At 62.8% G+C, this 23,732-nt stretch carries 27 protein-coding genes and 1 tRNA gene; 15 read left to right on the forward strand and 13 right to left on the reverse strand.

The features are described from left to right. Window positions 1-362: 362 nt before the first annotated feature. Window positions 363-995: a nucleoside/nucleotide kinase family protein gene (locus tag J1C49_RS01205; RefSeq protein WP_227444187.1), complete on the forward strand. Its 633-nt coding sequence runs from the start codon at window positions 363-365 to the stop codon at window positions 993-995. A gap of 43 nt (window positions 996-1,038) precedes the next feature. Here J1C49_RS01205 and J1C49_RS01210 read toward each other — a convergent pair whose 3' ends face one another. Continuing rightward, window positions 1,039-2,412 (reverse strand): FliI/YscN family ATPase, encoded by a 1,374-nt coding sequence (locus J1C49_RS01210; protein ID WP_227443953.1) that lies wholly within the window; start codon window positions 2,410-2,412, stop codon window positions 1,039-1,041. Window positions 2,413-2,496: 84 nt separating this feature from the next. On the opposite strand from J1C49_RS01210, the gene J1C49_RS01215 reads away from it, so the two are divergent. The 9 genes from J1C49_RS01215 to J1C49_RS01255 are packed head-to-tail and all read left to right on the forward strand — an operon-like array spanning window position 2,497 to window position 7,047. After that, window positions 2,497-2,874 (forward strand): FlgB family protein, encoded by a 378-nt coding sequence (locus tag J1C49_RS01215; protein WP_227443954.1) that lies wholly within the window; start codon window positions 2,497-2,499, stop codon window positions 2,872-2,874. 10 nt (window positions 2,875-2,884) lie between these two features. After that, window positions 2,885-3,274, forward strand: coding sequence for a flagellar basal body rod protein FlgC (gene flgC, locus J1C49_RS01220; protein WP_227443955.1), 390 nt, complete (start codon window positions 2,885-2,887; stop codon window positions 3,272-3,274). Between the two features lie 30 nt (window positions 3,275-3,304). Beyond that, on the forward strand, window positions 3,305-3,598 hold the full coding sequence (gene fliE / locus J1C49_RS01225) for a flagellar hook-basal body complex protein FliE (protein WP_227443956.1): 294 nt from the start codon (window positions 3,305-3,307) through the stop codon (window positions 3,596-3,598). 3 nt (window positions 3,599-3,601) lie between these two features. Beyond that, window positions 3,602-3,871, forward strand: a complete 270-nt coding sequence (locus J1C49_RS01230; RefSeq protein ID WP_227443957.1) for a flagellar biosynthetic protein FliQ — start codon at window positions 3,602-3,604, stop codon at window positions 3,869-3,871. A gap of 1 nt (window position 3,872) precedes the next feature. Then, on the forward strand, window positions 3,873-4,586 hold the full coding sequence (locus J1C49_RS01235) for a flagellar hook-basal body complex protein (RefSeq protein ID WP_227443958.1): 714 nt from the start codon (window positions 3,873-3,875) through the stop codon (window positions 4,584-4,586). Window positions 4,587-4,598: 12 nt separating this feature from the next. Next, window positions 4,599-5,384: a flagellar basal-body rod protein FlgG gene (gene flgG, locus J1C49_RS01240; RefSeq protein WP_227443959.1), complete on the forward strand. Its 786-nt coding sequence runs from the start codon at window positions 4,599-4,601 to the stop codon at window positions 5,382-5,384. Continuing rightward, on the forward strand, window positions 5,384-5,800 hold the full coding sequence (flgA, locus tag J1C49_RS01245) for a flagellar basal body P-ring formation chaperone FlgA (protein WP_227443960.1): 417 nt from the start codon (window positions 5,384-5,386) through the stop codon (window positions 5,798-5,800). The genes flgG and flgA overlap by 1 nt, the downstream gene beginning before the upstream one ends. Then, window positions 5,797-6,537: a flagellar basal body L-ring protein FlgH gene (gene flgH, locus J1C49_RS01250; protein WP_227443961.1), complete on the forward strand. Its 741-nt coding sequence runs from the start codon at window positions 5,797-5,799 to the stop codon at window positions 6,535-6,537. Before flgA ends, flgH begins: the two co-directional genes overlap by 4 nt. A 9-nt stretch (window positions 6,538-6,546) precedes the next feature. Further along, window positions 6,547-7,047, forward strand: a complete 501-nt coding sequence (locus J1C49_RS01255) for a flagellar basal body-associated protein FliL (RefSeq protein ID WP_227443962.1) — start codon at window positions 6,547-6,549, stop codon at window positions 7,045-7,047. Between the two features lie 274 nt (window positions 7,048-7,321). Here J1C49_RS01255 and J1C49_RS01260 read toward each other — a convergent pair. From J1C49_RS01260 to leuD, 7 genes are all read right to left on the reverse strand, one after another. Continuing rightward, window positions 7,322-7,398: transfer RNA gene (locus J1C49_RS01260), tRNA-Pro, on the reverse strand. A 44-nt stretch (window positions 7,399-7,442) separates the two neighbouring features. Further along, window positions 7,443-8,408 carry a DMT family transporter gene (locus J1C49_RS01265; protein ID WP_227443963.1) on the reverse strand — a complete coding sequence of 322 codons (966 nt, stop codon included), beginning with the start codon at window positions 8,406-8,408 and terminating at the stop codon, window positions 7,443-7,445. 155 nt (window positions 8,409-8,563) lie between these two features. Continuing rightward, window positions 8,564-9,667 (reverse strand): 3-isopropylmalate dehydrogenase, encoded by a 1,104-nt coding sequence (gene leuB / locus J1C49_RS01270; RefSeq protein WP_227443964.1) that lies wholly within the window; start codon window positions 9,665-9,667, stop codon window positions 8,564-8,566. A 119-nt stretch (window positions 9,668-9,786) separates the two neighbouring features. Then, window positions 9,787-10,710 carry an endonuclease/exonuclease/phosphatase family protein gene (locus tag J1C49_RS01275; protein WP_227443965.1) on the reverse strand — a complete coding sequence of 308 codons (924 nt, stop codon included), beginning with the start codon at window positions 10,708-10,710 and terminating at the stop codon, window positions 9,787-9,789. Between the two features lie 50 nt (window positions 10,711-10,760). After that, on the reverse strand, window positions 10,761-11,549 hold the full coding sequence (locus J1C49_RS01280; RefSeq protein ID WP_227443966.1) for a hypothetical protein: 789 nt from the start codon (window positions 11,547-11,549) through the stop codon (window positions 10,761-10,763). Window positions 11,550-11,864: 315 nt separating this feature from the next. After that, window positions 11,865-12,200 carry a cupin domain-containing protein gene (locus J1C49_RS01285; protein WP_227443968.1) on the reverse strand — a complete coding sequence of 112 codons (336 nt, stop codon included), beginning with the start codon at window positions 12,198-12,200 and terminating at the stop codon, window positions 11,865-11,867. Between the two features lie 176 nt (window positions 12,201-12,376). After that, window positions 12,377-12,982, reverse strand: a complete 606-nt coding sequence (leuD, locus tag J1C49_RS01290; protein WP_227443969.1) for a 3-isopropylmalate dehydratase small subunit — start codon at window positions 12,980-12,982, stop codon at window positions 12,377-12,379. Between the two features lie 356 nt (window positions 12,983-13,338). On the opposite strand from leuD, the gene J1C49_RS01295 reads away from it, so the two are divergent. Then, complete coding sequence (locus tag J1C49_RS01295) at window positions 13,339-13,956, forward strand: hypothetical protein (protein WP_227443971.1); 618 nt, start codon at window positions 13,339-13,341, stop codon at window positions 13,954-13,956. Between the two features lie 150 nt (window positions 13,957-14,106). Here the strand turns inward: J1C49_RS01295 and leuC are convergent, their stop codons facing one another. Then, on the reverse strand, window positions 14,107-15,531 hold the full coding sequence (gene leuC, locus J1C49_RS01300) for a 3-isopropylmalate dehydratase large subunit (protein ID WP_227443972.1): 1,425 nt from the start codon (window positions 15,529-15,531) through the stop codon (window positions 14,107-14,109). 333 nt (window positions 15,532-15,864) lie between these two features. Between leuC and J1C49_RS21650 the strand changes: the two genes are divergently transcribed. From J1C49_RS21650 to J1C49_RS01310, 3 genes are all read left to right on the forward strand, one after another. Further along, window positions 15,865-15,987: a hypothetical protein gene (locus tag J1C49_RS21650; protein WP_255670556.1), complete on the forward strand. Its 123-nt coding sequence runs from the start codon at window positions 15,865-15,867 to the stop codon at window positions 15,985-15,987. A gap of 152 nt (window positions 15,988-16,139) precedes the next feature. Beyond that, window positions 16,140-17,528 (forward strand): mechanosensitive ion channel family protein, encoded by a 1,389-nt coding sequence (locus J1C49_RS01305; protein ID WP_227443973.1) that lies wholly within the window; start codon window positions 16,140-16,142, stop codon window positions 17,526-17,528. 112 nt (window positions 17,529-17,640) lie between these two features. Then, window positions 17,641-17,877, forward strand: coding sequence for a hypothetical protein (locus tag J1C49_RS01310; RefSeq protein WP_227443974.1), 237 nt, complete (start codon window positions 17,641-17,643; stop codon window positions 17,875-17,877). A 95-nt stretch (window positions 17,878-17,972) separates the two neighbouring features. On the opposite strand, the gene tdh is transcribed toward J1C49_RS01310, so the two are convergent. The 3 genes from tdh to J1C49_RS01325 all read right to left on the reverse strand — a co-directional run bounded on the left by tdh (window position 17,973) and on the right by J1C49_RS01325 (window position 20,243). Further along, window positions 17,973-19,007: an L-threonine 3-dehydrogenase gene (gene tdh / locus J1C49_RS01315; RefSeq protein WP_227444188.1), complete on the reverse strand. Its 1,035-nt coding sequence runs from the start codon at window positions 19,005-19,007 to the stop codon at window positions 17,973-17,975. A gap of 316 nt (window positions 19,008-19,323) precedes the next feature. Further along, window positions 19,324-19,890, reverse strand: coding sequence for a helix-turn-helix domain-containing protein (locus tag J1C49_RS01320; protein ID WP_227443976.1), 567 nt, complete (start codon window positions 19,888-19,890; stop codon window positions 19,324-19,326). Between the two features lie 47 nt (window positions 19,891-19,937). Further along, on the reverse strand, window positions 19,938-20,243 hold the full coding sequence (locus J1C49_RS01325) for an EthD family reductase (protein ID WP_227443977.1): 306 nt from the start codon (window positions 20,241-20,243) through the stop codon (window positions 19,938-19,940). Window positions 20,244-20,392: 149 nt separating this feature from the next. Between J1C49_RS01325 and J1C49_RS01330 the strand changes: the two genes are divergently transcribed. Then, window positions 20,393-21,571 (forward strand): acetyl-CoA C-acyltransferase family protein, encoded by a 1,179-nt coding sequence (locus J1C49_RS01330; protein ID WP_227443978.1) that lies wholly within the window; start codon window positions 20,393-20,395, stop codon window positions 21,569-21,571. A gap of 112 nt (window positions 21,572-21,683) precedes the next feature. On the opposite strand, the gene pbpC is transcribed toward J1C49_RS01330, so the two are convergent. Then, window positions 21,684-23,732, reverse strand: a complete 2,049-nt coding sequence (gene pbpC / locus J1C49_RS01335; RefSeq protein WP_227443979.1) for a penicillin-binding protein 1C — start codon at window positions 23,730-23,732, stop codon at window positions 21,684-21,686.

The raw sequence follows: 23,732 nt of genomic DNA on the forward strand, positions 1-23,732 counted from the left end.
CAGATATCCGACTGCGAAAATACTTCCCAAACGAAACATTCGACCTCTCCGCAGATGACTGAAACTCAAAACACCAACGCTTTGTTTGATTGCGCGAGGTTTGTGGCACCGCATCCTTTGAATTCCATTTCAGCCGTTGTGGATAGCGTTTCGCAGGAAACCGCGTCGTAAAGACTGACTCCTTATGGTGGCAGGGGCGTTGGGACCGTGGGGTTCAGCTTGATTGCGCCTCGTTCCGGTCAGGTCTTTCCATGTGCACAGAAGTTTTCGAGCAGCGGCGCTGAATTAGGTTGACCGTGGCTGGGCTCAATGATGTATCCGGTCCCGCGATTGCTGTCTCGTAAACTGGAGCCGTGTTGCCGATGCCATTGCACCCCGACCAGATGGCCGACCAAGCTTTCACCGCCGTTTCGTCCTTGGGTGACGGCCGGCGATTGATTGCTCTTGCTGGGCCGCCTGCCGCAGGGAAGTCGACCGTATCGGAATTGTTGCTGCGGCGGCTTCTGGATACAGGGCGATCCGCTGTTCTTGTGCCGATGGACGGTTTCCATCTCGATAATCGGCTTCTGGAATCGCGAGGGTTGCTACATCGCAAGGGTGCTCCAGAGACATTTGATGCTGCTGGCTTCGGACATTTGATCAACCGGATCCGCGCCGGAGAGAGCGCTGTCTATCCGGTATTTGACCGCTCTCGTGATCTCGCAATCGCCGGCGCCGGAGAAGTCACCGGCGATGCGGAATTCGTGCTGGTGGAGGGGAATTACCTCCTGCTGAACCGCGGGCCCTGGCAGGCTCTGGCAAGTCTGTGGGACTACGCCATCTGGATCGATGCGCCACGCGATCAACTGAGGCACCGCCTCATGCAGCGGTGGCGCGACGAAGGGCTCACCGAAGAGGTCGCACGCGAAAAGGTGGATGGGAACGACATGCCCAATGTCGATCTCCTTCTGAACAATCGCAGCATAGCTGACCTCGTTTTGTCCGCCGAACCCTGACCCCAACCGCGCTGTTCCCGCCATGGCTCGGGCCTGCCGCGCGTTAACCGCGCTTGGCGGCGAGCGCGGGTGATGCGCCGTTTTGTTTTGGGCGCCGCGACTGGCTGCGCCTGAGCATGACGTGGAGACGGCTGAAGGACGCCTCCGGACCCGCCGGTGAGGGCTCGGCAATGAAGCTGTCCAGTTCGGGCCACGCAGCCACGGCTTGATCGAGCACAGGATCCTCGCCGTTTCGATAGAGCCCGGCTCGGATCATGGTTTCGGAACGCGCATAGGCTCCAAGCAGTTGGCGCACCTGCGCAATCAGGTCATTTTGCAGGTCGTCTGCCGCCTCGGGAAGGCTGCGCGATACCGAACGCAGCACGTCGATTGCCGGATAGCGGCCGCGCTCCGCAATTGCGCGGTCCATCACGACATGCCCGTCAAGCACCCCGCGAAGAATATCCGCGATGGGTTCCTCCATATCGGACCCCGCGACGAGTACGCTGAACAAGGCCGTGATATCCCCCTGATCCGGGAGACCCGGACCGGCCCGCTCACACAGTCGCATAATCTGGTTTGCAACCGAGGGAGGATGTCCCCGCACTGCTGGCAGTTCGCCTGCTGCCACGGCGACCTCTCTGTGGGCTTCAGCAAACCGGGTGATCGAATCGGCGATATAGAGCACATGTTTGCCCTGATCGCGAAAGTGTTCGGCAATGGTCATGGCGGCAAGTGGACAGCGCCGCCGTTCCATCGGAGATCTGTCCGAGGTGGCGGCCACAACGATCGAGCGCCGCATACCGGCTTCGCCGAGCACATTATGCACAAAATCCCGGACTTCCCGGCCACGTTCACCAACAAGTGCCAGAACGACAATATCGGCTTCCATGCTCTGGATCAGTTGTGCGAGCAAACGGGATTTGCCAACGCCTGACCCGGCGAATATGCCCATGCGCTGCCCGCGCACGATTGGCAGGATCGTGTCAAATACCGCCAGTCCGGTCGCCAATCGCGCCCCGAGACCCCGACGCGCGGCGGCGGGCGGCGGGCTGGCCCGGAAGGGCCGCGCTTTTGCCCCTGGTGACAAAGGCAGGCCGTCGAGCGGTTTGCCGTAGGGGTCAACGATACGGCCGATCCAGCTGTCGCAAGGGGCAAGTGTGGGCGGGCCAACGAGCGCGACGCGATCTCCCCGCGCAACCCCGTCGGGCGGTTCATCCGGCAGCATCGCAACGAGATTTTCGCGAATTCTCAGGACCTCACCTTCAAGGACGATATCCGGAGAAAACAGCCGCAGCCGATCGCCGATACAGGCCTGGTCTGCCAAGCATCGCACCCAGATCGTTCCTTGGTCAATGCTCTGCACACGACCCACCGCGCGCACAGGCTGCAGGTTGGCCAGACGGTTTCGTAAGGCTGTTGCCGGTTCCTCGGTCATCGTTCGATCCCTTCATGATCTGAAAACCGTTTTTAAAGGAATCAGGGTTAAGCCTTGATTGAAGCAATCGAGGGAGAAGCCCCGATGTTCCAGAATCTGGACGTTTTCAAGACCGCCATGGCAATGGCCCGGCATGCCGGAACCGCACAGGCCCTGTCTGCGCAAAACATGGCAAATGCTGATACACCGGGTTACCGGGCGAAGGATCTGCCGAACTTTGCCGACGCGGTGCAAGGCGAGTTGATGGCGCAAAGGGCGACGCGTGCGGGCCACATGCATGGCAGCGTCGGCCAGACCATCGATCCGGTGGAGCGGCGCATTGCTGCGGATCCGAACGGCAACACCGTTTCCCTCGAAACAGAAATGCTCAACTCCGTTGCGGCCAGTCGCCAGCACAACCGCGCGCTTGCGATCTACAAGTCATCGCTGTCGATCCTTCGTACCAGTTTGAGCCGAAATTGAGGAACCCAGAATGAGTGCCTTTTCCGATGCCCTTTCCGTTACGACCACCGGCCTCCGCGCCCAGGCCACGCGGTTGCGGGTCCTGTCCGAGAATATCGCGAACGCCGACACGCCCGGTTATCGCCGCAAGACCATGCCGTTCGAACTGCAGCGTGTGGATCAGGGCGTTGTTGGCGTCCAGCCGGGCCGCGTCCGGCTCGACCAATCGGAGCTGGAGAGGATCCATGACCCGTCCCACCCGATGGCCAACGAGGAAGGCTTTTATGAAGGCAGCAATGTGCAATTGATCATTGAAATCGCTGACGCGCGCGAAGCGCAGCGCAGCTATGAGGCGAACCTGAAAATGTTCGAACAGACGCGGCAGATGTCCTCTGGACTGATGGACCTTCTGCGCAAGTAACCAACCCCAACCGCGACATAGGAGACCAGAATGGACGTCCGATCGCTTTTTGCGGCTCAAACGTATGCCGCGCAACGTCCCGCCGTTGCACCCGCTCCGGAAGCCAAACCTCGCGTGGAGGAGGATTTCGCCAAGGCTGCGAAGGAAATTACCCGACCGATCAACGAGGGCGAGCAAGAGGCTATGGTTGCCATGACCGAGCAGGCCGACCCTCACGCGCTTGTCGAAGCTCTAGCGCAATCGGAACTTGCTGTGGAAGCGGTTGTCGCCGTCCGCAACAAGGTCGTCGAAGCCTATCAGGAAATCCTGCGGATGCCCGTTTAGGACATGCTGAACGAGGCAATCTTCTTTGACACGCTCAAGCAGGGCCTATGGGTGGCAACGATAATTTCGGTTCCCATCCTGACTGCGGCGTTGCTGGCGGGTGTGACGATCGGTCTTTTTCAGGCCCTCACCTCGATCCAGGAGATGACGCTGACATTCGTTCCCAAGTTGCTGGCGATCGTCGCGGTCTTCTGGATGTCCATGAGTTTCATGACGGAAACGCTCGTGGATTTCTTTCAAAATCACCTCATCCCGATCATCATAGGGGGTTGAAATGGAGACTGCAGGATATGCGACGCTGGCTCGGCAAACGGGCCTCATGCGCGAGATGCAGGTTATCGCGAACAATATCGCAAACGCCAACACCACGGGTTTCCGGCAGGAGGGCGTCGTCTTCTCTGAATTCGTCCGCTCTGCGGATACCGGTCAATCTGTATCCATGGCTGCAGCACGGGTGCGCGATACGTCCTTCGCACAAGGCGAACTGGAACAAACAGGAAACAAGTTTGATTTTGCCATCGAGGGCGACGGGTTTTTCCTCGTGGAAACGCCCGACGGCCAGCGTCTGACACGATCCGGGGCCTTCTCCTCGGCGCCGGACGGGACGCTGGTGACGCTTGATGGTCATGCCGTCCTCGATACCGGGGGTGGTCCAATCTTCATTCCCCCGGAATCGGCGGATCTCGCGGTTGCGCCGGACGGCACGATTTCCAGTGCGGGCCGCGCGATCGGACAGCTCGGTATCATGCAGCCTTTCAATCTCGGGGGCATGATGCGTGAAGGCAACCTTCTCTTCCGCGCCGACGAGGGGTTTGAACCTGCTGCCGACCCGCGCGTGCTTCAAGGATTTGTCGAGGGCTCCAACGTCAATGCGATTGGACAGGTTTCCCGAATGATCGAGGTCCAGCGCGCCTACGAGCTGGGGCAGAGCTTTCTCGAACGAGAAGACGAACGCATTCGCAACGCCATCAAGTCATTTGTAAAATAAAGGAGAGCTGCCATGCGTGCTCTAAATATCGCAGCGACCGGGATGAGCGCTCAACAGATGCGTGTTGAAGTGATCTCCAACAACCTCGCGAATATGTCCACCACCGGATACAATGCGCGTCGGGCAGAGTTTTCAGACATGCACTACCAGCAGCTCGCCCGGCCCGGAACGGTCAACGCATCTGACGGCACGGTGTTGCCCACCGGTGTTCAACTTGGCCTCGGGGTTCGCCCGGCCGCAGTGACGGTCCAGCTTTCTCAGGGGTCGCTTTCACCGACCGGTGGCGATCTTGACGTCGCGATCGAAGGAAACGGGTATCTTGAAATTACACTGCCGTCCGGGCAGGCCGGGTATACGCGTGACGGGGCTCTCAAGCGCACTGGTGAGGGTCTGATCGTCACGGCGGATGGCTATTCGGTCTCGCCGGAAATCGTGATCCCTCCTGATGCCCGGAGTATCTCGATCAATGCCGAAGGCGAGGTTTACGCCTATTTTCAGGGGACTCCGGAAGCACAGCTCCTCGGTCAGTTCACCATGGCGGATTTCTCCAACGCCAAGGGGCTCGAAGCCATCGGTTCCAATATCTTTGTCGAAACGGAAGCATCGGGACCGGCGCTGCAATCGACACCCGGTCAGGATGGGCTCGGCACTCTCCGGCAAGGCTATCTTGAGGACAGCTCTGTGGATGCCGTGAAGGAAATCACGGACCTGATCGAAGCCCAGCGCGGCTATGAGCTGAATTCCAAGGTTATTTCGGCGGCAGACCAGATGCTTGCCGCCACGAGCCAGGTCCGCTGATGCTGCGCCTAGCGATTTTTCTGTCCTGTCTGGGGGGCCAACTCCTCGCAGACGTTGTCGTTGCGACGCGGACCATCCGCCCGCAGCAGGTCATCACGGACATGGACGTGCGCGTTCAGCCCGGCACACGGCCGGGCGCGCATAGCGACTTGATTGGTGTGCTGGGCAAGGAGGCCCGCGTCGCGATCTACCCAGGACGCGCGGTAATGCGCGATGCCGTGACCGCGCCGGCTCTCGTTGACCGCAACCAGCTTGTCGAGCTGGTTTTTGCCAAGGGGCCGCTGCACATCATCACGGAGGGCCGGGCCTTGGGGCGCGGTGGCACCGGAGACAGGATACGCGTGATGAACTTGTCGTCCCGGGCCGTGTTGTTCGGAACAATCGTGTCGAATGGAACGGTGGATGTGACGCCATGAAGATCAAGTTGCTCGCTATGATGGGAATACTCTCGGCGTCTTTGTCCATGACCGCTTGCGGTCGCATGGACCATATTGGCAAGGCACCCGATTTTACACCACCGACCAAAAGCCCCGAGCGCGTTGCCATGTTGGCAACTGCCGTTCCAGAGCAGCATATCCCCGGTCGCGCGTCGGAAAAGGCATCCCTGTGGTCTTCCGGGCAGCAATCGTTGCTTGGCGACCGGCGTGCCATGAAACAGGGCGATATCCTGACAGTCGTTATCGAAATCGATGAGGAAGCCGCAATCTCCAATTCCACTGCTCGCTCGCGATCCGGCTCTGAAGACCTCTCCATTCCCAACCTTTTCGGGATCCCGCAGCGTATCAATCAGACGCTTGAAGAGGGCGCGTCGCTTGACGAAGCCGTCGGGATCGGCAGTTCAAGCCAGTCTCGCGGTGATGGCAGCGTCCGCCGGAGTGAGGAACTCACGCTGCGGGTGGCCGCGACGGTGGTTGGAGTTCTGCCCAACGGTGTTCTGGCGATCGAAGGCATTCAGGAGGTGCGCGTGAACTTCGAGCTCAGAGAGTTGTTTGTCTCAGGCTACGTTCGGCCGGAAGACGTCTCGCGGCAGAACGAGATCACCTATGACAAGATCGCCTCGGCCAAGATCTCTTATGGCGGGCGAGGCCAGATCACGGACATGCAGCAACCCCGCGTGGGGCAGCAAGTCCTTGATGTCATTCTTCCGTTCTAGGGGCATCCCATGAAAAAACTGATCCCGATCATTCTTGCCCTTTTCGGAACGGCTGCCGGTGTTGCAGCAGGTGTGTTCTTCGCGGCGCCAGCCGAAAAAGATACCGCGCAGGCCCATACCGGCACCGATTGCGTTGTCGATGGCAGTGTCGCCGACACAGCGGCGACCCTGCGCCTGCCGGACGAGCCTTCCGAATTCGTCAAGTTGAACAACCAGTTCGTCGTGCCCGTGGTCGAGAATGAAGAGATCATCTCGCTCGTCGTAGCGTCCCTGAGCCTCGAGGTGCGGGAAGGCACACGCGAAACTGTATTTCGGTTTGAACCAAGGCTGAGGGATGCTTTTCTGCAGGTCATGTTCGATCACGCAAACGCCGGTGGCTTCAACGGTAGGTTCACGGCAGGCACCCGGCTTGATCTGCTGCGCGAAAATCTACGTATGGCGTCCAGGCCGATGCTCGGCAATGATCTTTACGACGTCCTGATCACGGAAATCGCCCGCCAAGACCAATGAGCGGCCAAGCGATGGGGGACAAGACGGACGGGCGGGACATGGCGCGGCTGCGCTCCGTGGATATCAACGCAGATGCCGGTTCATCATATGTCGAGCAAGGCCGCACGACTTCGACGACCTGTGCCATGCCTCATTCTTGGGTGGTGCAAGACGCCGCCTGACGAGCACCGAACCCAAGCACAGCAATCGACAGGCCGCTTGTCTTGCAAACCATGCGGACGAAGAAACCCATACCGAAAGATGGGCGCCATAGGATGAAAGATCTTGGAAATATTGGTCGGAGTGAGAGGATTCGAACCTCCGGCCCCTGCCTCCCGAAGACAGTGCTCTACCAGGCTGAGCTACACTCCGACCGTGGCGAGGCGGATAGCCCAGAGACCGGCGTTTGGCAAGGCTCAATCTTCCTCCGGGGCCTCTTCCTCGGTCAGCCGGCGGAAATCGCGAATCCGGGGAACAGTCCCAGTTTCGACCCGTGATCGCGACCGCAGAACCGGCGTTGTACCGGACGCGCGCTTGCCGCCCTCCCGCACCACAATGTAGATCCCGCTTGCGATGATGATTGCCGCGCCAATGAGGGTCCAGAAGTCCGGAAACTCTTCGAAGAACAGCGCACCGTACAGCGCAGCCCAAAGGATTTGCGAATACTGCATTGGCGCAACAATCACGGCTTCCCCTGCCTTGTAGGCCATGATCAGGAGCGTCGAAGCGATGAACGCCATCAGCGACATAAGCGCCAGCGCACCCAGATGCAGCATCGGCATCGGCTTGTAGACGAGCGGGAGGATCGCACCCATGACAAGGAAATTCGCCAGCATCGGATAGAGCAGCAGCACCACGTTGCGTTCATCCTTGCCGATCTTGCGAACAATAATCGACGCAAGCGCTCCGCCGAACGCGGCGACCAGGGCCGCGGCATGGCCAAGACCCATCTGGGTCACACCCGGACGCAGGACGACGAGAACCCCGGCAAGGCCGACGATCACGGCCACCCAGCGCCGCAATCGGACCCGTTCGCCCAATATTGGAATCGCAAGGATCGTGATCAGGAGCGGTGCGGCAAAAATGATGGCGTAGACCTGCGCCAAGGGCAGCACCGAGAAGGCATAGAAGGCCGAGACTCCCGTTGCCATCGCTGCAAAAACACGCAGCGCCACCCACCAAGGATGCACCGGCCGAAGATGCCCGGGACGGGGATCCCGGATGAGCATAAGGGTGACCAAAGGAAAGCTGAGCAGAACGCTGAAGAAGATGATCTGGAACGGGCTGTAGGTGCCGCCCAGGGTCTTCACGATCACATCATGGGTGGAAAAAAGGCCGAATGCCAGCAACGCAAGCAGCGCACCTTGAATATTGGAGGACATCGCATTTGCCTACATCGCTTTGATAGCGATACCTAAAAGCAAGGTATCGCGGCTGGCAAGCGCCGCGATACCTTTGTGTCCGATAGGGCGCCGCGTTTCCAGACGCGCGGCGCTTTCTCGCGCAGCACACGGACGTGCCGCACGCAGGACCTGTCTCAGAGCGATGCGTTCAGCGCGTCCACGATCGCGTCACCCATCTGGCTGGTGGACACCGGTTCGGCGCCTTCTTCGCCAAGCAAGTCGGCGGTGCGCAAGCCCTGCGCGAGGACGGTTTCCACGGCGCCTTCGAGGCGATCGGCTTCCGCGCCTTCGTCGAAGCTGTAGCGGAGCGCCATTGCAAAGCTGAGGATACAGGCAATCGGGTTTGCCTTTCCCTGTCCGGCGATATCCGGCGCAGAGCCGTGTACCGGCTCGTAGAGCGCTTTCGGGCGGCCATTCTCCATCGGCGCGCCAAGAGAGGCGGACGGCAGCATCCCGAGCGAACCGGTCAGCATCGCCGCGGCATCGGAAAGCAGATCGCCAAAGAGGTTGTCGGTGACGATCACGTCAAACTGCTTGGGCCAGCGGCAGAGCTGCATCGCACCCGCATCCGCATACATGTGACTGAGCGCGACATCGGGATAGTCCTTGCCCACCTCGGTCACGACCTCGCGCCAGAGGATGCCCGATTCCATCACATTGGCCTTTTCCATGGAGCACAGTTTCCCGCCGCGCTTGCGGGCGAGTTCGAAAGCCGCGCGTGCGACCCGGTCGATCTCGCTCTCCGTGTAGCGCTGGGTGTTGATGCCCACACGCTCGTTGCCCTCTTCGATGATGCCCCGCGGCTCGCCGAAATAGATGCCGGACGTGAGTTCGCGCACGATCATGATGTCGAGCCCGGCCACCACATCCTTCTTGAGTGACGAGAAATCGGCCAGCGCATCAAAGCACTGCGCCGGTCGCAAATTCGCGAAAAGATCCATCTCCTTGCGAAGACGCAGCAGACCACGCTCTGGCTTCACGGAGAAGTCCAGCGCGTCGTATTTCGGGCCGCCAACCGCGCCGAGCAGAACCGCATCAACCTCTTGCGCCCTGGCCATCGTGTCGTCGTGCAACGGCGTGCCATGCGCATCATAGGCGGCGCCGCCCACGAGATCTTCGCTCACGTCAAAAGCCAGATCCCGCTTGGCGCCATACCAATCGATGATCTTGCGCACTTCGGCCATGACTTCGGGTCCGATGCCATCTCCGGGCAGAATGAGAAGCGAAGGGTTGGGCATTGTGGCTGTCCTTTCAGGGCTGTGTTGCGTTTCCGGTAAAGAAGCCTTGGCGCGGGGTCAAGAAACCGTGCCGTCCCGGCCCTGTGTGACAGGCTCTTCTCGTCCGCTACAATGCTTGTTCAAGGCCGCCCGAGGTCGACCCAGACCAGCTGATGCACACCGGCGCCCGGCTCAGGCGGCAGAACTCCGGCCGCCGTGACGCGCAACCGCGCATCGGGAAGCACGTAGTTGATGCGCATTGGCCCGGCCCGTTCGAACTCCGCCGTGGCAATCCCGCTCAGCGGATCCTGCAGGCGCGCGTCATTGAGCACTGCCGTGATCTCTCCGCGCCGTCCTTCGCCCCGGCTGGGGTCGGGATCGATATTCAGCTTGCCGATCAGGATGACGGGATGCGGCGGCACATCGCCAAAGGCGCCATCGCGCCATAAGCGCCAGATCTTCAGCTCATCTGCGTTGCGCCGTCCGTTGCGATCATCGGGACCGTCGAACACCGGGGGTGTCGCCGCCATGGTCAGCAAGGTCAGGGGCTCGTCGCCCCAGGCGATATCGACCGCCCAATGCGCGCCGTGAGACAGAAGTTGCAGGGCATGCGCAGGATCATCTGCGGCGATTGCCGTGCCGGGCAAATCCTTCCAGAGCATGTCGGCGTAGTCGGCACGCAGGGTGATCGGGTGACGCGACAGAATGGCCATGCCGCCCTGACCGGAAAACCAGCCATAGCCTTGCGCATCCCGTGGACCGCCAAGCAGGCCGTCCCCGTCGATATCCACGCCGGTGGGCATGCCCGTATTGGGCCGCAGGGCGAAAAGATGCTCAAACGGATTGGCGAGCCGGGCCTGAAGAGCCTTGAGTGCGACAAGACCCGCATCATAATCCACATCCGTCAGAAGCAGCACATCCGCCCGGGCGGCATCCAGCGTTGCAATGCCGGGAACAGGATCATCCCTGAGCAGGTCGCGCAGCAGCAAGCCGGGACCCTTGCGGCTGAAATCGCCATTCCACGTGGCGATGCGGAGCGTTTCCGCGGATACGGTCTGGGTCATGGCGCAGCAAAGCGCCAGCGCCGTCAGGAGTAGAGACGGGCGCGCGCGGGTCACACAGCCTGAAGCGCGGCCTCGGCATAGGCGCGGCGTCGTTTCAGAGCGATCAGATCCGCGATGCGCATCAAGGCGACACCGCGCATGATCAGGCTTGTGGGCAAAAACGCCCATGCGGCAATCGTCCAGATCAGAGTTTGCGGGGCAAAGAAATCGAACGGGGTGCCCATCATCCCGAACAGCTTGAGCATGGCCGGGATCAGGAACGGCAGCAAGACCCCGATGCTCACGTTGATATGTGCGTCCCGCCGCAGCCGGGTGAGGATGTCACCACCGGCGGTCGGATCGAACAGCGGAAGATTGACCCAGAAGTTGAAAGCGCCACGCCGGATCGGCCAATTCAGGATGCGCACGACAAGAATGAACACCGTCAGCGCGACAAGGGCGATCAGGAAGGCCAGACCAGCAAGGATATGTAGAAGGTCGATTTGCGCCGCTGATACGGTCTCTGGCGCCGCCAGCACCATCAACCGGATCGGTGAAAACGGCATATCGGCGGCCGTGCCGATGGACCGGCCGATTTCGATCAAGACACCGGTCAACGGGGTGGGCGTCTCCAGCCCGCGGAGCACCAATGCCAAGGAAACGATGATGGAAAACAGCGCGCCAAAGCGGACCCGGTTGAAGGGCGCGGCCTCGCGGAATTCAATGATCGAGGGAAAGGAGCTGAAATATTCCGAGAAGGTCAGCAGCGCGCCGATCACACAGAACAGGCCCACGATCTGGATCGTGTCGCGGCTTGTTTCCGGTATCAGCATCGCCGGCATCGCAATCAGCGATGCCACGAGCAAAGACCTTGTAGCGGCTGCTACAATTCGACTGAACACTGCGCTTTTGCCTCTCGGATCCGGACGGGAGCGATACGAAGCCGCGCCCTTGTTCCCAACCGATACCGACCATGGCGGCCGGACTGCCTCATTATTGCCTTAGTTCTGCCCCGATTGCCTTAATCGCACAAGAACCCGCTGCCGCTCCGCGTTGCAGAGCGCGCAAAGCTGGTGCCTCTTTGCATCATGTTGTTGTGTGTCTGGTATCCGGCAGGTGGGTGCATACAGCATCTTGCGGTGCGGGCCCGACGGCCATCGCGGGGCCTGCGCGGCTCAATTCCGCAAGGGGTAGCGGTCCGCTTCGGCGAACACGTCGATGGCCTTCGTGCCGGCCTTGACCGCCACGGCGTGTTCCACGCCGCCGGGGATGTCATAGCTTTGCCCTGGCCCATAGACGGTGCGCGTGCCGTCGATGGTCAAAGCGATCTCGCCCTCGACGACGGTGCCCCATTGCGGCCCATGCGCATGGGGTGGCAGGCTCACGTCCTGAAAAAAGGTGAAGAAAACCACCAGCCCGGCATCGGACCGGATCGCATTGGTTTTCACGACAGTGTCGTCAAAGGGCACGTCCAGCGCCGGCATGGTCTGGATGAAGTCCGGGAAGTCCATTGCGCGCTCCTTCACTGTCGCGGATGCCTGGCGTTGGAGCGTAGACGAGGGCGCGATATCGACCAAGGGCAAATCCGGAACCGGGTGCGCGGCTTTGTGCGCCAAGCCGCCCCATGGCTCAAACGAAAACGCCCGCCGGAGGAATGGCGGGCGTTTATAGTCTTTATGACAGGGGCTTAGACCCAGGGACGCGCCTGTGCGATCTGAGTCTCGTAGCTGTCGATGGAGCCGACCTTTTCGAGCGAGAGGCCGATATCGTCGAGACCGTTGAGCAGACAATGCTTCTTGAACGAGTCGATCTCGAACTCGAAAACCTGCCCGTCAGACGACGTCACGGTCTGGGCTTCGAGGTCGATGATCATGCGCGCGTTGGAGCCTTTCTCGGCGTCCTTGGTCAGCACATCCACGCTTTCCTGCGGCAGAGCGATCGGCAGGATGCCGTTCTTGAAGCAGTTGTTGTAGAAAATATCGGCGAAGGACGGCGCAATCACCGCGCGGATGCCGAAATCCTTGATCGCCCACGGCGCGTGCTCGCGGGAGGAGCCGCAGCCGAAATTGTCGCCGGCCACAAGGATTTCCGCGTCGCGATATTGCGGTTTGTTCAGAACGAAATCGGGGTTCTCGTTGCCGTCCTGATCGTAGCGCATCTCGTCAAAGAGCGAGACGCCCAGACCCGTCCGCTTGATGGTTTTCAGGTATTGTTTGGGGATGATCATATCGGTGTCGATATTCACCAGCGGCAGCGGCGCCGCGATTCCGGTGAGGGTGTCGAACTTGTCCATTTTTGGCCTCCTGAGCCAGAAAATCCGGGATGCACAACCTATGCACATTCCATGCACAAACCATGCGCATGGGGATGCAGCGGCTTACGCGTGCCGGATCGTCGCTTTGGGAACAGAGAATCCTTGCGGGCCGGCAGCGTGCTGCCGGGAGCCGCGAAGGTGTGAGACAGGCGCCGGAAACCGGGGACCGCATATCCGGCGCCGCAGAGAGAGTCACCGTGCCGGGCGCGCCGTGCGGGCGTCCGGAACGGAAATGTGTGGTGTGTGAAGCGCATCACAGAATCATCGGGCGCAGTCGCTCTATCACCGGGAGGCAGCCGGAATGACCGGCCGACCAAACCCAGATGGAGAACGCCATGAAATCCCTGACCCTGAAAACCATCCTGACCCTTGGTGCTGTGACCATGGGCGCGAGTGCCGCGATGGCACAAGACGCGCCGACCCACTGCGCCGATTACCGCTTTATCCACGCGGGCGGAGCGTCGATTGCGGCCACTTGCCTCGGACGGGACGGGTTGGCCGAGACGATCACCGTCGCGCTGCCGGGTATCGAGAACCGGCATGGCACGCTGGTCATCGTGAACGGCCCCTCGACCTTTCAGCAAAGCTGTGCCGTGACGGGCATCGACACGGCCCCCGAAGGCCTGACCCTGTCGGCGCTGTGCAGACATGGTCGCGACGAATTTGTCGAAACGTCGATCGTCGTCCCGGGCGTCTACAGGCAACTCGACAGGCTGCGTCAGGAAGCCAGCGCGTCCGATGGCAGCGCGATGCGCAAGATCAGCCGGATCGACCTCACGATCGAGGACAAGACAGCGTCGCTCACCTACGGCCCGACCCGGCGCCCGGTGGCCACAAGCGCCGAACGCAAGGCCAAGCGGATCGATGCGGTGATCCTGCATCCCACGCTTGCGGCGATGACCGGCAAGAGCGGCAGCGTTGTGCGCAGGGACCACCGCCTCGGCAAGCGCTGAGCGCCGTTCATGTGCGGACATGCGGCCCGCAAGCACGACACCCCCAACGGAGCGGACACACGGTGCAAGACCGCGTGTCCGGTTCCACGGGTCCCGGGCGCAAGGCCCGGTTCCGTGCGTTATGCCCCGTTGCGCGCCACGCATCACGGATCAGGCGGGCTCAAGCGCTTTGTCGAGCGTGCGCACATCGGTCAGCCGACCGGTGATCGCCGCCGCCGCCGCCATCGCGGGCGACATGAGATGCGTGCGGCCCTTGTAGCCCTGACGCCCCTCGAAGTTGCGGTTCGACGTGGCGGCACAGCGCTCGCCGGGCTTGAGCTGATCGGGGTTCATGCCGAGACACATGGAACAGCCCGCAAGGCGCCATTCGAAACCGGCTTCCTTGAAGATATCAGCCAGCCCCTCTTCCTCAGCCTGAAGCCGGACGAGACCGGAGCCGGGCACGACCATGCCGCGCACCCCGTCCGCGATCTTGCGGCCCTTGAGGATCTCGGCTGCGGCGCGCAGGTCTTCGATCCGCCCGTTGGTGCAGGAGCCGATGAACACCGCGTCGATCTTGATCTCCTCCAGCGGCGTGCCGGGGGTGAGGCCCATATAGTCGAGCGAGCGCTTGGCCGCCGCGATCTTGCCGCCCTGGAAGTTCTCGGGCGCAGGCACGGTGCCGGTGATCGGCAGCACGTCCTCGGGGGAGGTGCCCCATGTGACGACGGGCACGATGTCTTCGGCGCGGATCGTGATGATCTCGTCCCAATGCGCGTCATCGTCGGAATAGAGCGTTTTCCACCACGCCAGAGCGGCGTCCCATGCGGCCCCTTTCGGAGCATGCGGGCGGCCCTTGACGTATTCGAACGTGGTCTCGTCCGGCGCAATCAGACCGGCGCGCGCGCCGCCCTCGATGGCCATGTTGCAGACGGTCATGCGGCCTTCCATGCTCAGCGAGCGGATCGCTTCGCCGCAATACTCGATCACGTAGCCGGTGCCGCCGGCGGTGCCGGTCTTGCCGATAACGCTGAGCGTGATGTCCTTGGCGGTGACACCTTCGGGAAGCTGGCCGGTGATCTCGACCTTCATGTTCTTGGATTTCTTCTGGATCAGCGTTTGCGTCGCCAGAACATGTTCCACTTCGGAGGTGCCGATGCCGTGGGCGAGCGAGCCAAAAGCGCCATGGGTCGCGGTATGGCTGTCGCCGCAAACGACCGTCATGCCGGGCAGGGTCCAGCCTTGCTCGGGGCCGACGATATGCACGATGCCCTGACGGACGTCGTTCATCTCGTAGTAGTTGACCAGACCGAATTCCTTCGCGTTCTTGTCGAGTTCTTCGACCTGAATGCGGGATTGTTCGTTGTCGATGGCGTCCACGCGGTCGGCGGTGGTGGGCACGTTGTGATCCGGCACGGCAATGGTGCGCTCGGGCGAGCGGACCTTGCGCCCGGTCAGGCGCAGCCCTTCGAAGGCCTGCGGGCTGGTCACTTCATGCACGAGGTGACGGTCGATATAAAGAAGGCAGGTGCCGTCGTCGTCTTCGTGCACGACATGGGCATCCCAGATCTTGTCATAGAGCGTTTTCGGGGACATGGGTCCTCTCCGATTTGTGTCTGAATGGCAGGGTAACGTCGTTGGAACGGCATGCGCGGGGCACATGCCGGCCGGTCAGGCACGGCCGTTGCGGGCCAGCCCCTGTCTTGTTGCGCCGTGAAACCGTTCACGCAGACGTGCACGGTCGGCAAAGTCGATCAGAAGTACCATGAATGGCTGATACAGCGCCGCGCCTTTCTGGGCAAGAGTGTGCCGCGTGCGGCCATGGCGGATCAGCGTGTCGGGGGTGCGGCAATTATGTCGTCTTGAAAATGATCTGAAACGCGCTTTCTTACGTAACTTCTATAAATTTCGTGAAATCAAGAGGCGGCCATGCGCAGCTCACTCAGCATATTGAACATCAGCCTGATCGGCGTGCTCGTCGTGGCTGCTATCGCCGTGCAGGCACAATCGGGCGAGTTCATCGAAGCCACGACCGGAGTGTTTGTTCCCTGAGTGCCGATTGGCGCGCAGGCAGACCGTGCCGAACTTTCGTGGCACGCGGCGCGCACAGGTCCGGCCTGTGGTAGAGCAGCCCCCCGCAAAGCTTGTTTCCGCCCGGACGTGGTGCCAATCTGCTCGGACAGAGATCCGAAGCGAAGGCATTCATGGACCCTGATGACAGCCCGAATGACGAGGCGATTGCCGTCGGCGAGGCGCAGGAGGCGCTGATCGAGACGGCGTCCAGCCTTGCGCTTCAGGGGCAAGCGCTGCTCGAAAGCCTGTTGCGGCCCTGGATGGCCTACCAGATCCTGATCGCCATCGGGGTGCTTGGCGTGGCGTCGATCATGGCGCGGGTGTCGCGCAACCGGCTCGACGGCTACTTGCGCTCGCGTGACGGCTGGCCGAAATGGCGGCTGCGGGTCGGGCTGATCGTGCATCGCAGGATGCGCATGATCTGGTTTGTGGCGCTGATCTGGCTGACCGTTCTGATCATGCGCGAGATCACGTGGCCGTCGCGCTCCTTCCTGCTTGCGATCTTTGCGGATCTCGCAACCGCGTGGCTCTTTATCGCCTTTGCGACGCGATTGATCGCGAATCCGCTGCTGCGGGGCATGGCGCGCTATGGCGCGTGGATCTGGGTCACCTTGTCGATCCTCGGGCTTTGGGACGAAACCCAGATCCTTCTGGACAGCGCGGCCTTTTCCATCGGCGAGATGCGGATTTCGGTGTTGCTGCTCCTCAAGGCGCTGGTGATGGTCGGCGGGCTTCTGGCGGCGGCGCGATTCCTGTCGAGCGCGGTGGCGGGGTCGATCCGGAGCAACGAAGACATCAGCCCCTCGATGCAGGTGCTTGCCGTCAAGCTGATGCAGGTCGTGCTGTTCGGGGCGGCCTTCTTTATCGGGTTGAAGCTTGTCGGGGTCGATCTCACCGGGCTTGCGGTGCTGTCCGGGGCGATTGGCGTCGGTCTCGGTTTCGGGCTTCAGAAGGTGGTGTCGAACCTGGTGTCGGGGGTGATCATCCTGCTCGACAAATCCATCAAGCCCGGCGACGTGATCAGCATCGGAGAGACCTTCGGTTGGATCAACGCGCTGGGCGCGCGCTATGTCTCGATCACCACCCGCGATGGCAAGGAATTCCTGATTCCGAACGAGGATCTGATCACGGGGCAGGTGGTCAACTGGTCCCACTCCAACGATTTCGTGCGGCTCGATATCCATTTCGGAACCGCCTATGGCGACGATCCGCATGTGGTGCGCCGCGTTGCCATCGAAGCGGCCAAGGGTGTGACGCGGGTGCTCACCACGCAGCCGCCGGTCTGTCACATCGTGGGCTTTGGCGACAGCTCTGTGGATTACGTGCTCCGGTTCTGGATTCGCGATCCGACACAAGGGCTTACGAACATCCGGGGCAATGTCTACCTCGCGTTGTGGGATGCCTTTCAGGAGCATGGGATTTCCATCCCCTTCCCGCAACGCGAGGTGCGGATGCTCGAAGGCTCAAGGCTCGATCTCGACCCTGCTGACGGTGCCGGCGGGGCACGAGAAAAGGGCTAATCCCTACGAGCCTGCACGGCGCGATAGCGGAGTTAACCGGGAAATAACCTTAAGTCCGGTATGGTTTTGCACAGGCAACGGTTTTCACCGACGCAACAGCAGGACAAGGACCATGGGAATCAGACAAGGATCATACGGCCCGGACGGGCGGTGGCATGATGCCGTCGTGGCCGGCATGCCGATCGGGGCCGGCGGCGCGCCTCTGGTCGAGGCGATCGACACGCAGGACGTGCCGGGGGCGGATTTGACCGACGCGTCGCGCCGCGCGCGGGTTTCACAGGCCGGGGCGAGCACGGGCGTGCCGCATGTAACGCGCGGCCTGGCAATGCGCGGTTCCATCTGGCGATGATGACGCTTCTCGGTTTGGCGGCAACGCTTGTGATCGTTGCCCTCTGTCTGACCGTGGCGGTGCTGACGATTGCCATTGCCGTGCTGATCAGCCGGTCAGCGCAGACCGGTCCAGTCGAGGACAACCTTGCCGCACACACCCGCGCGCATGGCCTCGAAGCCGGCGGCGAAATCCGGCGCCGCAAAGCGGTGCGTGATCACGCCGGACACGTCGAGCCCGTTCTCAAGCATGGCGATCATCTTGTACCAGGTCTCGAAGATCTCGCGGCCATACACGCCCTTGATGGTCAGCGCCTTGAACACAACGCGCGACCAATCCATCGGTGATTTGCCGGGTGGGATACCCAGAAGGGCGATGCGTCCACCCATCACCAGAGACTCTGCCATCTGGTCGAGTGCGGACTGGTTGCCGGACATTTCGAGCCCGATGTCAAAGCCTTGGCGCAGGCCGAGACGGCCCATCACGTCAGGAAGCGTTTCGCGCGTGATATCGACCGGCTCCACATCGGCGACCGACGCGGCCAGCGCAAGGCGCTCCGGGTTCACATCGGTGATCACCACGTGGCGCGCGCCCGCGTGTCGGGCGACAGCCGCGGCCATGATGCCGATTGGACCGGCCCCGGTCACAAGCACATCCTCCCCGACCAGATCGAAGCTCAGCGCGGTGTGCACCGCGTTGCCAAGAGGGTCGAGAATGGCGCCCACGTCGTCAGAGATCGACTCGGGCAAGGGCACAACGTTGAAAGCGGGAAGACAGAGATACTCGGCAAAGGCGCCTTGCCGGTTCACGCCGATGCCGCGTGTTTCGGGGTCGAGGTGAAACCGACCCGCGCGGGACTGGCGCGAGGTCTTGCCGATCAGATGCCCCTCGCCGGAGCAGCGCTGCCCACATGCGAGGTCGGTCACGTTGCGCCCGATCTCGACGATCTCTCCGGCAAATTCGTGGCCGGTGATGAGCGGCACGGGCACGGTTTTCCGGGCCCAGTCATCCCAGTTCCAGATATGCACATCGGTGCCGCAGATGCCGGTCTTCGTGACCCGGATCAAGACGTCATCGGGGCCGATATCCGGCACGGGAGCCTCGATTTGCCACAACCCTTCGCGGGGTGCGGTCTTGGCCAGAGCCATCATGGTGCTGCGCGCCCCGGTCGGCGCAGGGCCATCCGTGGAGACCGCGCGGTTGGTTTTGGGCTCGGGCGGATAAGCGGCGGTATCAGACATGCGGGCGACTCCCTGTGGATGTCACTTTCTATCATAACGGAAGTGCATCCGAAAAGATAGAAATCCTGTTTGACGGAAAAAATCTGTAATAGCGGTAGAGATCGGGACAGAGGGCCCGTGTTTGCGGCGCGCGCGGCTTACGTAGCGGCAAGCACCATGCGCCGAAGGGGAATGACCGCGTCTTGACCACGGGAGTGATTCCGTCTGGATGTGGTCCGACCGGCGCTCAGGCGTCGCGCACAATCAGGAAGGCGCGCGCGGGCCCGTCTTCGGCCCGGATCGCATGGGGCACGTCAGCGGCATAGCGCGCGGTATCTCCCGGCCCGAGCCGTTCGGATTGGCCTGCGGATGTGATGGATACCTGCCCCTCGACCACCGTCAGATGCTCCTGAGCGCCGCGCCGGTGCGGATCCGAGACCAGCGCGCCGCCATGGGCGAAATCGAGGCTATAAACCTCGTGCTGGCCGGCGTCCTCGGGCGGAGACAGAATGCGCAGGCGGCAATGCTGTCCGCGATTGTCGATGGTCGGCGCGCTGCCCGCGCGAATGATGGCGATCTGCGGCCCGGCAGGGGCCACGTCGAGCAGCCCGGCGAAGTCGACCTGCAAGGCGCGGGTCAGGTTCCAGAGCGTCGCAATGGTCGGCGAGCTTTCGCCGCGCTCGATCTGGCTGACCATGCTGCGCGAGACGCCGGACAGGCGCGCCACCGCCTCGAGTGACAGGCCCTGGGCCCGCCGGGCTTCTCGGAGCCGGGCGGGAAGGCGTTTCAGGATATCATCGGCCTCTTCCGTCATGACGGAAAAGACAGCCGAAGTTGCGCGGGACTGTCAAGCGATGCCGGTCAGATTGTCTCGCCGATCAGCATCTGGGGTTTCGTGTCGGTGAATTTCGGAATGTCGGCCAGCACCGGACCGGCTTGCTCCATCGCGGCGCCAAGCGCGGCCTGATCGGCGAAGACCATGGTTGCGACCGCGTGAAACTCCGGCGGCGTATCAGGTCCGCCTGCGAGCCCCTTTGTCACCAGCGTGCTTTCGATATGCGGGCCCATATGCGTGCGGACAAGTGCCATGTGTGTGTCGCGGTAGTAGTCGTGATCAAACTTGGTTCCGCCTGCTGTCGGATACAGGACTTGCAATGTGACGGCCATGAGAGGCGCTCCCTTTCGGATTTGGAATGCGAGCCTATCCGATTTCCGGCCGCGGCGAAATGACGACGCGTAGCGGGCTGACATGCCGGGGCCGGGCGGGCATAGTCGGAGCGCGTCAGAGGGGTGGCGCAGGGAAAAGGGACACTGGCATGAGCAACGAAATCGTTATTCTGGGCGGCGCACGGACCGCGATCGGCACATTTGGGGGCAGCCTTGCAGGGACCGCGCCCATCGACACGGCGGCGGTTGCGGCGAAGGCAGCGCTGGAGCGGGCGGGGGTCGAGGGTGGCCAGATCGGCCACGTGGTCTTTGGTCATGTCATCAACACGGAACCGCGCGACATGTATCTCAGCCGTGTGGCCGCGATGCAGGCGGGTATCCCCGATACGACCCCGGCGATGAACGTGAATCGGCTTTGCGGGTCGGGCGCACAGGCGATTGTGTCGGGCACGCAGGCGCTGATGCTTGGGGACGCGGATTTTGCGCTGGTGGGTGGCGCGGAGGCGATGTCCCGCTCGCCCTTTATCGTGCCGGATCAGCGTTGGGGCGCGAAGATGGGCGATATCAAGACGCTGGACATGATGCTGGGCGCGCTCAATTGCCCGTTCGGCACCGGCCATATGGGTGTCACGGCGGAGAACGTGGCCGCCGAGCATGATGTGAGCCGCGAGGCGCAGGACGCTTTTGCGATGCAGAGCCAGGAGCGCGCGGCGGTGGCGATTGCCGAGGGGCGCTTTGCCGAGCAGATCGTGCCGGTGGAGGTGCGCCGCAAGAGGGACATGGTGCCGTTCGAGGTGGATGAGCATCCCAAGGCCACCAGTCTTGAGGCACTGGCCGGGTTGCGCACCGTGTTCAAGAAGGACGGCACCGTCACGGCGGGCAACGCGTCGGGCATCAACGATGGTGCGGCGGCGCTGGTGCTGGCGCGGGCGGAGGCGGCGGAGAAGGCCGGTCTGAGACCAAGGGCACGGGTGATTGGCTATGCCCATGCGGGCGTGCGCCCGGAGGTGATGGGGATCGGTCCGGTGCCCGCGGTGGAAGCGCTGCTGGCGCGGACGGGTCTGACGGGCGCGGATTTCGACGTGATCGAGAGCAACGAGGCGTTTGCCGCGCAGGCCCTGGCGGTGAACAAGGGGCTGGGGCTTGATCCGGCGAAGGTCAATCCGAATGGCGGCGCGATTGCGCTGGGTCATCCGGTCGGGGCGACGGGTGCGATCATCGCCGTGAAGGCGCTTTACGAGCTGGAGCGGATTGGCGGGTCGAAAGCGCTGATCACCATGTGCATCGGCGGCGGGCAGGGCATCGCGATTGCCATCGAGCGGCTGTAATCAAGCGGTCTGCGCGGTGCGCAGGCTGGTTTGATCGGGACGAGGGGCGCTGCCCCTCGCGCTCCCCGGAGTATTTCCGGACAGAAGAAACGGGGGCGGGGTTTGTGCGGATCTAGCGCAGTTCGATCTGCACGCGGCTGGCGGTGCCGCGCGCGTCGATCACCGAAAGCGTTGCGAAACCGGGGTCGGTCAGCGGAATGGTCAGCGCCCTGTCGCGCAGACCCGTGGCCAGCACCGCGCCGTTGCCAAGCAATGTGAAAGGTGGGGTGCCGCCGCGCAGTTTGATCGGGATACCGTGTTGGGTGGCGGAGAGGCGCGCGCCATCGGGCGGGAAGGTGAGCGCAAGGTCCGGTGTTTGGTCTTGTGCGCCGAAGCGTTGCAACGGCAGCGGCAGGCGCGCGTGATCCACCATCAGGGTTTCGGGCGGTGGTGCCGGAAGTGGAGCGGTGCCGTCGCGAGCCAGCCCCAGAGCCTCGAAGAGGAGTGGGGCGGCGAGCGCGCCGCCGAAAGCGCCGGGCACCGCGGTGCCGTCGGGCCGCCCGATCCAGACACCGGCGACAGTCTGCCCGTCCCAGCCCAGCGCCCACGCGTCGCGATGGCCGTAAGACGTGCCGGTCTTGTAGGCGACCTGACCCGGTGTTCCCGCGCCCGGAGGTGGGGCGATCCGGGACAGGATATGGCCCAGATGCCATGCGGAGGCCGCCGAGAGCACACGGGTTTGCGCGGCGGGCGCGTCGGATCGTGACCAGCGCAGGGGTTGGCCCATGCCGCCACGTGCCAGCGCCGCGTAGAGCCCGGTCATGTCTTCGAGCGTGACGCCGACCCCGCCGAGCGCCATGGCGAGGCCCGGAGCGCCGCCGGGCAGCACGGCCTCGACGCCCGCGCGCTTCAGCGCCGCGGCCAGATGCGCGGGGCCAAGCGCGTCGGTCAGGCGGATCACGGGGATGTTCAGCGAGCGTTGCAGCGCATCGCGCACCGAGACCTCGCCGCGAAACAGCCCGTCGAAGTTTTGCGGCGCGTAGCGGCCGATCTGGAGCGGGGCATCGAGGATCAGGGTTTCGGGATGCGCGAGACCGCGATCGAAGGCCAGACCGTAGACCAGCGGTTTGAGCGTCGAGCCGGGGGAGCGCAGCGCCGTGCTCATATCGACAAAGCCCTGCGCGCGCGTGTCGTTGTAGCGCTGTGCGCCGATGGTGGCGCGGATCTCGCCGCTTGCCAGATCGGCGATGACGATGGCGACGGACAGGCGCGGATCGCGGCCTGTCATATAGGCGCGGGCGCGGGATTCGAGTTGGTCCTGCAGCGTCGCGTCCAGCGTGGTGTCGTGGCGGCCCGGACCGCGGGCGATGGCGCGGTCCGACAGGTGCGGGGCGCGTTGCGGCATGGCGAAGCGGCGGCCCGGTGCGGGATCGCGCGCGCCGGCCACAGCGTCGTCCTGCGAGATCACCCCGGCGTCGGCCATCCGGGTCAGCACGCGGTTGCGGGCGATGAGAGCGGCCTGGGGCGCGCGATCCGGGCGGCGGCTTTCGGGGGCTTGCGGCAGCGCCACGAGCAGGGCGGCTTCGGCGGGTGTGAGGCGCGCGGGTTCCTTGCCGAGCCACGTGAGCGCGGCGGCGCGCAACCCCTCGACATTGCCGCCATAAGGCGCAAGTCGCAGGTAGAGCGCGAGGATGTCATCCTTGGTCATGCGCCGTTCGAGGGCGAGGGCGAGACGCATCTGGCGCAGCTTGCCCTGCCACTTGCCGGTTGTGCCGTCTTCGAGCAGCCGCGCGACCTGCATCGTGAGGGTGGAGGCGCCGGAGATCACACGCCCGTTGCGCAGCGCCTGAACCATGGCGCGGAGGGCGGCCCTCGGATCGACGCCCGCGTGGGTGTGAAACCGCTTGTCCTCATAGGCGAGCAGCATCTCGAAGAAGAGCGGATCTATGGCGTCCTGCGAGACATCCATGCGCCAAAGACCGTTTTCGACCGTGTAGGCGCGCAGCAGGATGCCGTTGCGGTCGCGCACCTCCGAAGAGGTTTCATGCACGAGGATCGGCAGGGTTGTGGCGTCGATCCACGCGTCGAAACGGTCGCGGCCATACCCGGAGGCAAGAAGCACCAGCGCGATCAGGGTGTAGAGGCGCGCGGAGCCCGCCATGCGCGCGAAAAGGTGGGTCAT

The sequence above is a fragment of the Cognatishimia sp. F0-27 genome (genome assembly GCF_020667845.1).
GTDB lineage: Bacteria > Pseudomonadota > Alphaproteobacteria > Rhodobacterales > Rhodobacteraceae > JAFMPQ01.

Bases quoted from the DNA above. Each gene is read 5' to 3' on its own strand.
- leuD (WP_227443969.1), bottom strand. From the start codon at position 12,982: ATGGACAAGTTCGACACCCTCACCGGAATCGCGGCGCCGCTGCCGCTG.
- J1C49_RS01210 (WP_227443953.1), bottom strand. From the start codon at position 2,412: ATGACCGAGGAACCGGCAACAGCCTTACGAAACCGTCTGGCCAACCTG.
- pbpC (WP_227443979.1), bottom strand. From the start codon at position 23,732: ATGACCCACCTTTTCGCGCGCATGGCGGGCTCCGCGCGCCTCTACACC.
- J1C49_RS01325 (WP_227443977.1), bottom strand. From the start codon at position 20,243: ATGGCCGTCACATTGCAAGTCCTGTATCCGACAGCAGGCGGAACCAAG.
- tdh (WP_227444188.1), bottom strand. From the start codon at position 19,007: ATGATGGCTCTGGCCAAGACCGCACCCCGCGAAGGGTTGTGGCAAATC.
- J1C49_RS01330 (WP_227443978.1), top strand. From the start codon at position 20,393: ATGAGCAACGAAATCGTTATTCTGGGCGGCGCACGGACCGCGATCGGC.
- J1C49_RS01310 (WP_227443974.1), top strand. From the start codon at position 17,641: ATGGGAATCAGACAAGGATCATACGGCCCGGACGGGCGGTGGCATGAT.
- J1C49_RS01265 (WP_227443963.1), bottom strand. From the start codon at position 8,408: ATGTCCTCCAATATTCAAGGTGCGCTGCTTGCGTTGCTGGCATTCGGC.
- J1C49_RS01305 (WP_227443973.1), top strand. From the start codon at position 16,140: ATGGACCCTGATGACAGCCCGAATGACGAGGCGATTGCCGTCGGCGAG.
- flgC (WP_227443955.1), top strand. From the start codon at position 2,885: ATGAGTGCCTTTTCCGATGCCCTTTCCGTTACGACCACCGGCCTCCGC.
- J1C49_RS01215 (WP_227443954.1), top strand. From the start codon at position 2,497: ATGTTCCAGAATCTGGACGTTTTCAAGACCGCCATGGCAATGGCCCGG.
- flgA (WP_227443960.1), top strand. From the start codon at position 5,384: ATGCTGCGCCTAGCGATTTTTCTGTCCTGTCTGGGGGGCCAACTCCTC.
- flgG (WP_227443959.1), top strand. From the start codon at position 4,599: ATGCGTGCTCTAAATATCGCAGCGACCGGGATGAGCGCTCAACAGATG.
- leuB (WP_227443964.1), bottom strand. From the start codon at position 9,667: ATGCCCAACCCTTCGCTTCTCATTCTGCCCGGAGATGGCATCGGACCC.
- J1C49_RS01295 (WP_227443971.1), top strand. From the start codon at position 13,339: ATGAAATCCCTGACCCTGAAAACCATCCTGACCCTTGGTGCTGTGACC.
- J1C49_RS01285 (WP_227443968.1), bottom strand. From the start codon at position 12,200: ATGGACTTCCCGGACTTCATCCAGACCATGCCGGCGCTGGACGTGCCC.
- J1C49_RS01275 (WP_227443965.1), bottom strand. From the start codon at position 10,710: ATGACCCAGACCGTATCCGCGGAAACGCTCCGCATCGCCACGTGGAAT.
- J1C49_RS01320 (WP_227443976.1), bottom strand. From the start codon at position 19,890: ATGACGGAAGAGGCCGATGATATCCTGAAACGCCTTCCCGCCCGGCTC.
- J1C49_RS01255 (WP_227443962.1), top strand. From the start codon at position 6,547: ATGAAAAAACTGATCCCGATCATTCTTGCCCTTTTCGGAACGGCTGCC.
- J1C49_RS01235 (WP_227443958.1), top strand. From the start codon at position 3,873: ATGGAGACTGCAGGATATGCGACGCTGGCTCGGCAAACGGGCCTCATG.
- J1C49_RS21650 (WP_255670556.1), top strand. From the start codon at position 15,865: ATGCGCAGCTCACTCAGCATATTGAACATCAGCCTGATCGGCGTGCTC.
- J1C49_RS01230 (WP_227443957.1), top strand. From the start codon at position 3,602: ATGCTGAACGAGGCAATCTTCTTTGACACGCTCAAGCAGGGCCTATGG.
- fliE (WP_227443956.1), top strand. From the start codon at position 3,305: ATGGACGTCCGATCGCTTTTTGCGGCTCAAACGTATGCCGCGCAACGT.
- J1C49_RS01205 (WP_227444187.1), top strand. From the start codon at position 363: ATGCCATTGCACCCCGACCAGATGGCCGACCAAGCTTTCACCGCCGTT.
- flgH (WP_227443961.1), top strand. From the start codon at position 5,797: ATGAAGATCAAGTTGCTCGCTATGATGGGAATACTCTCGGCGTCTTTG.
- leuC (WP_227443972.1), bottom strand. From the start codon at position 15,531: ATGTCCCCGAAAACGCTCTATGACAAGATCTGGGATGCCCATGTCGTG.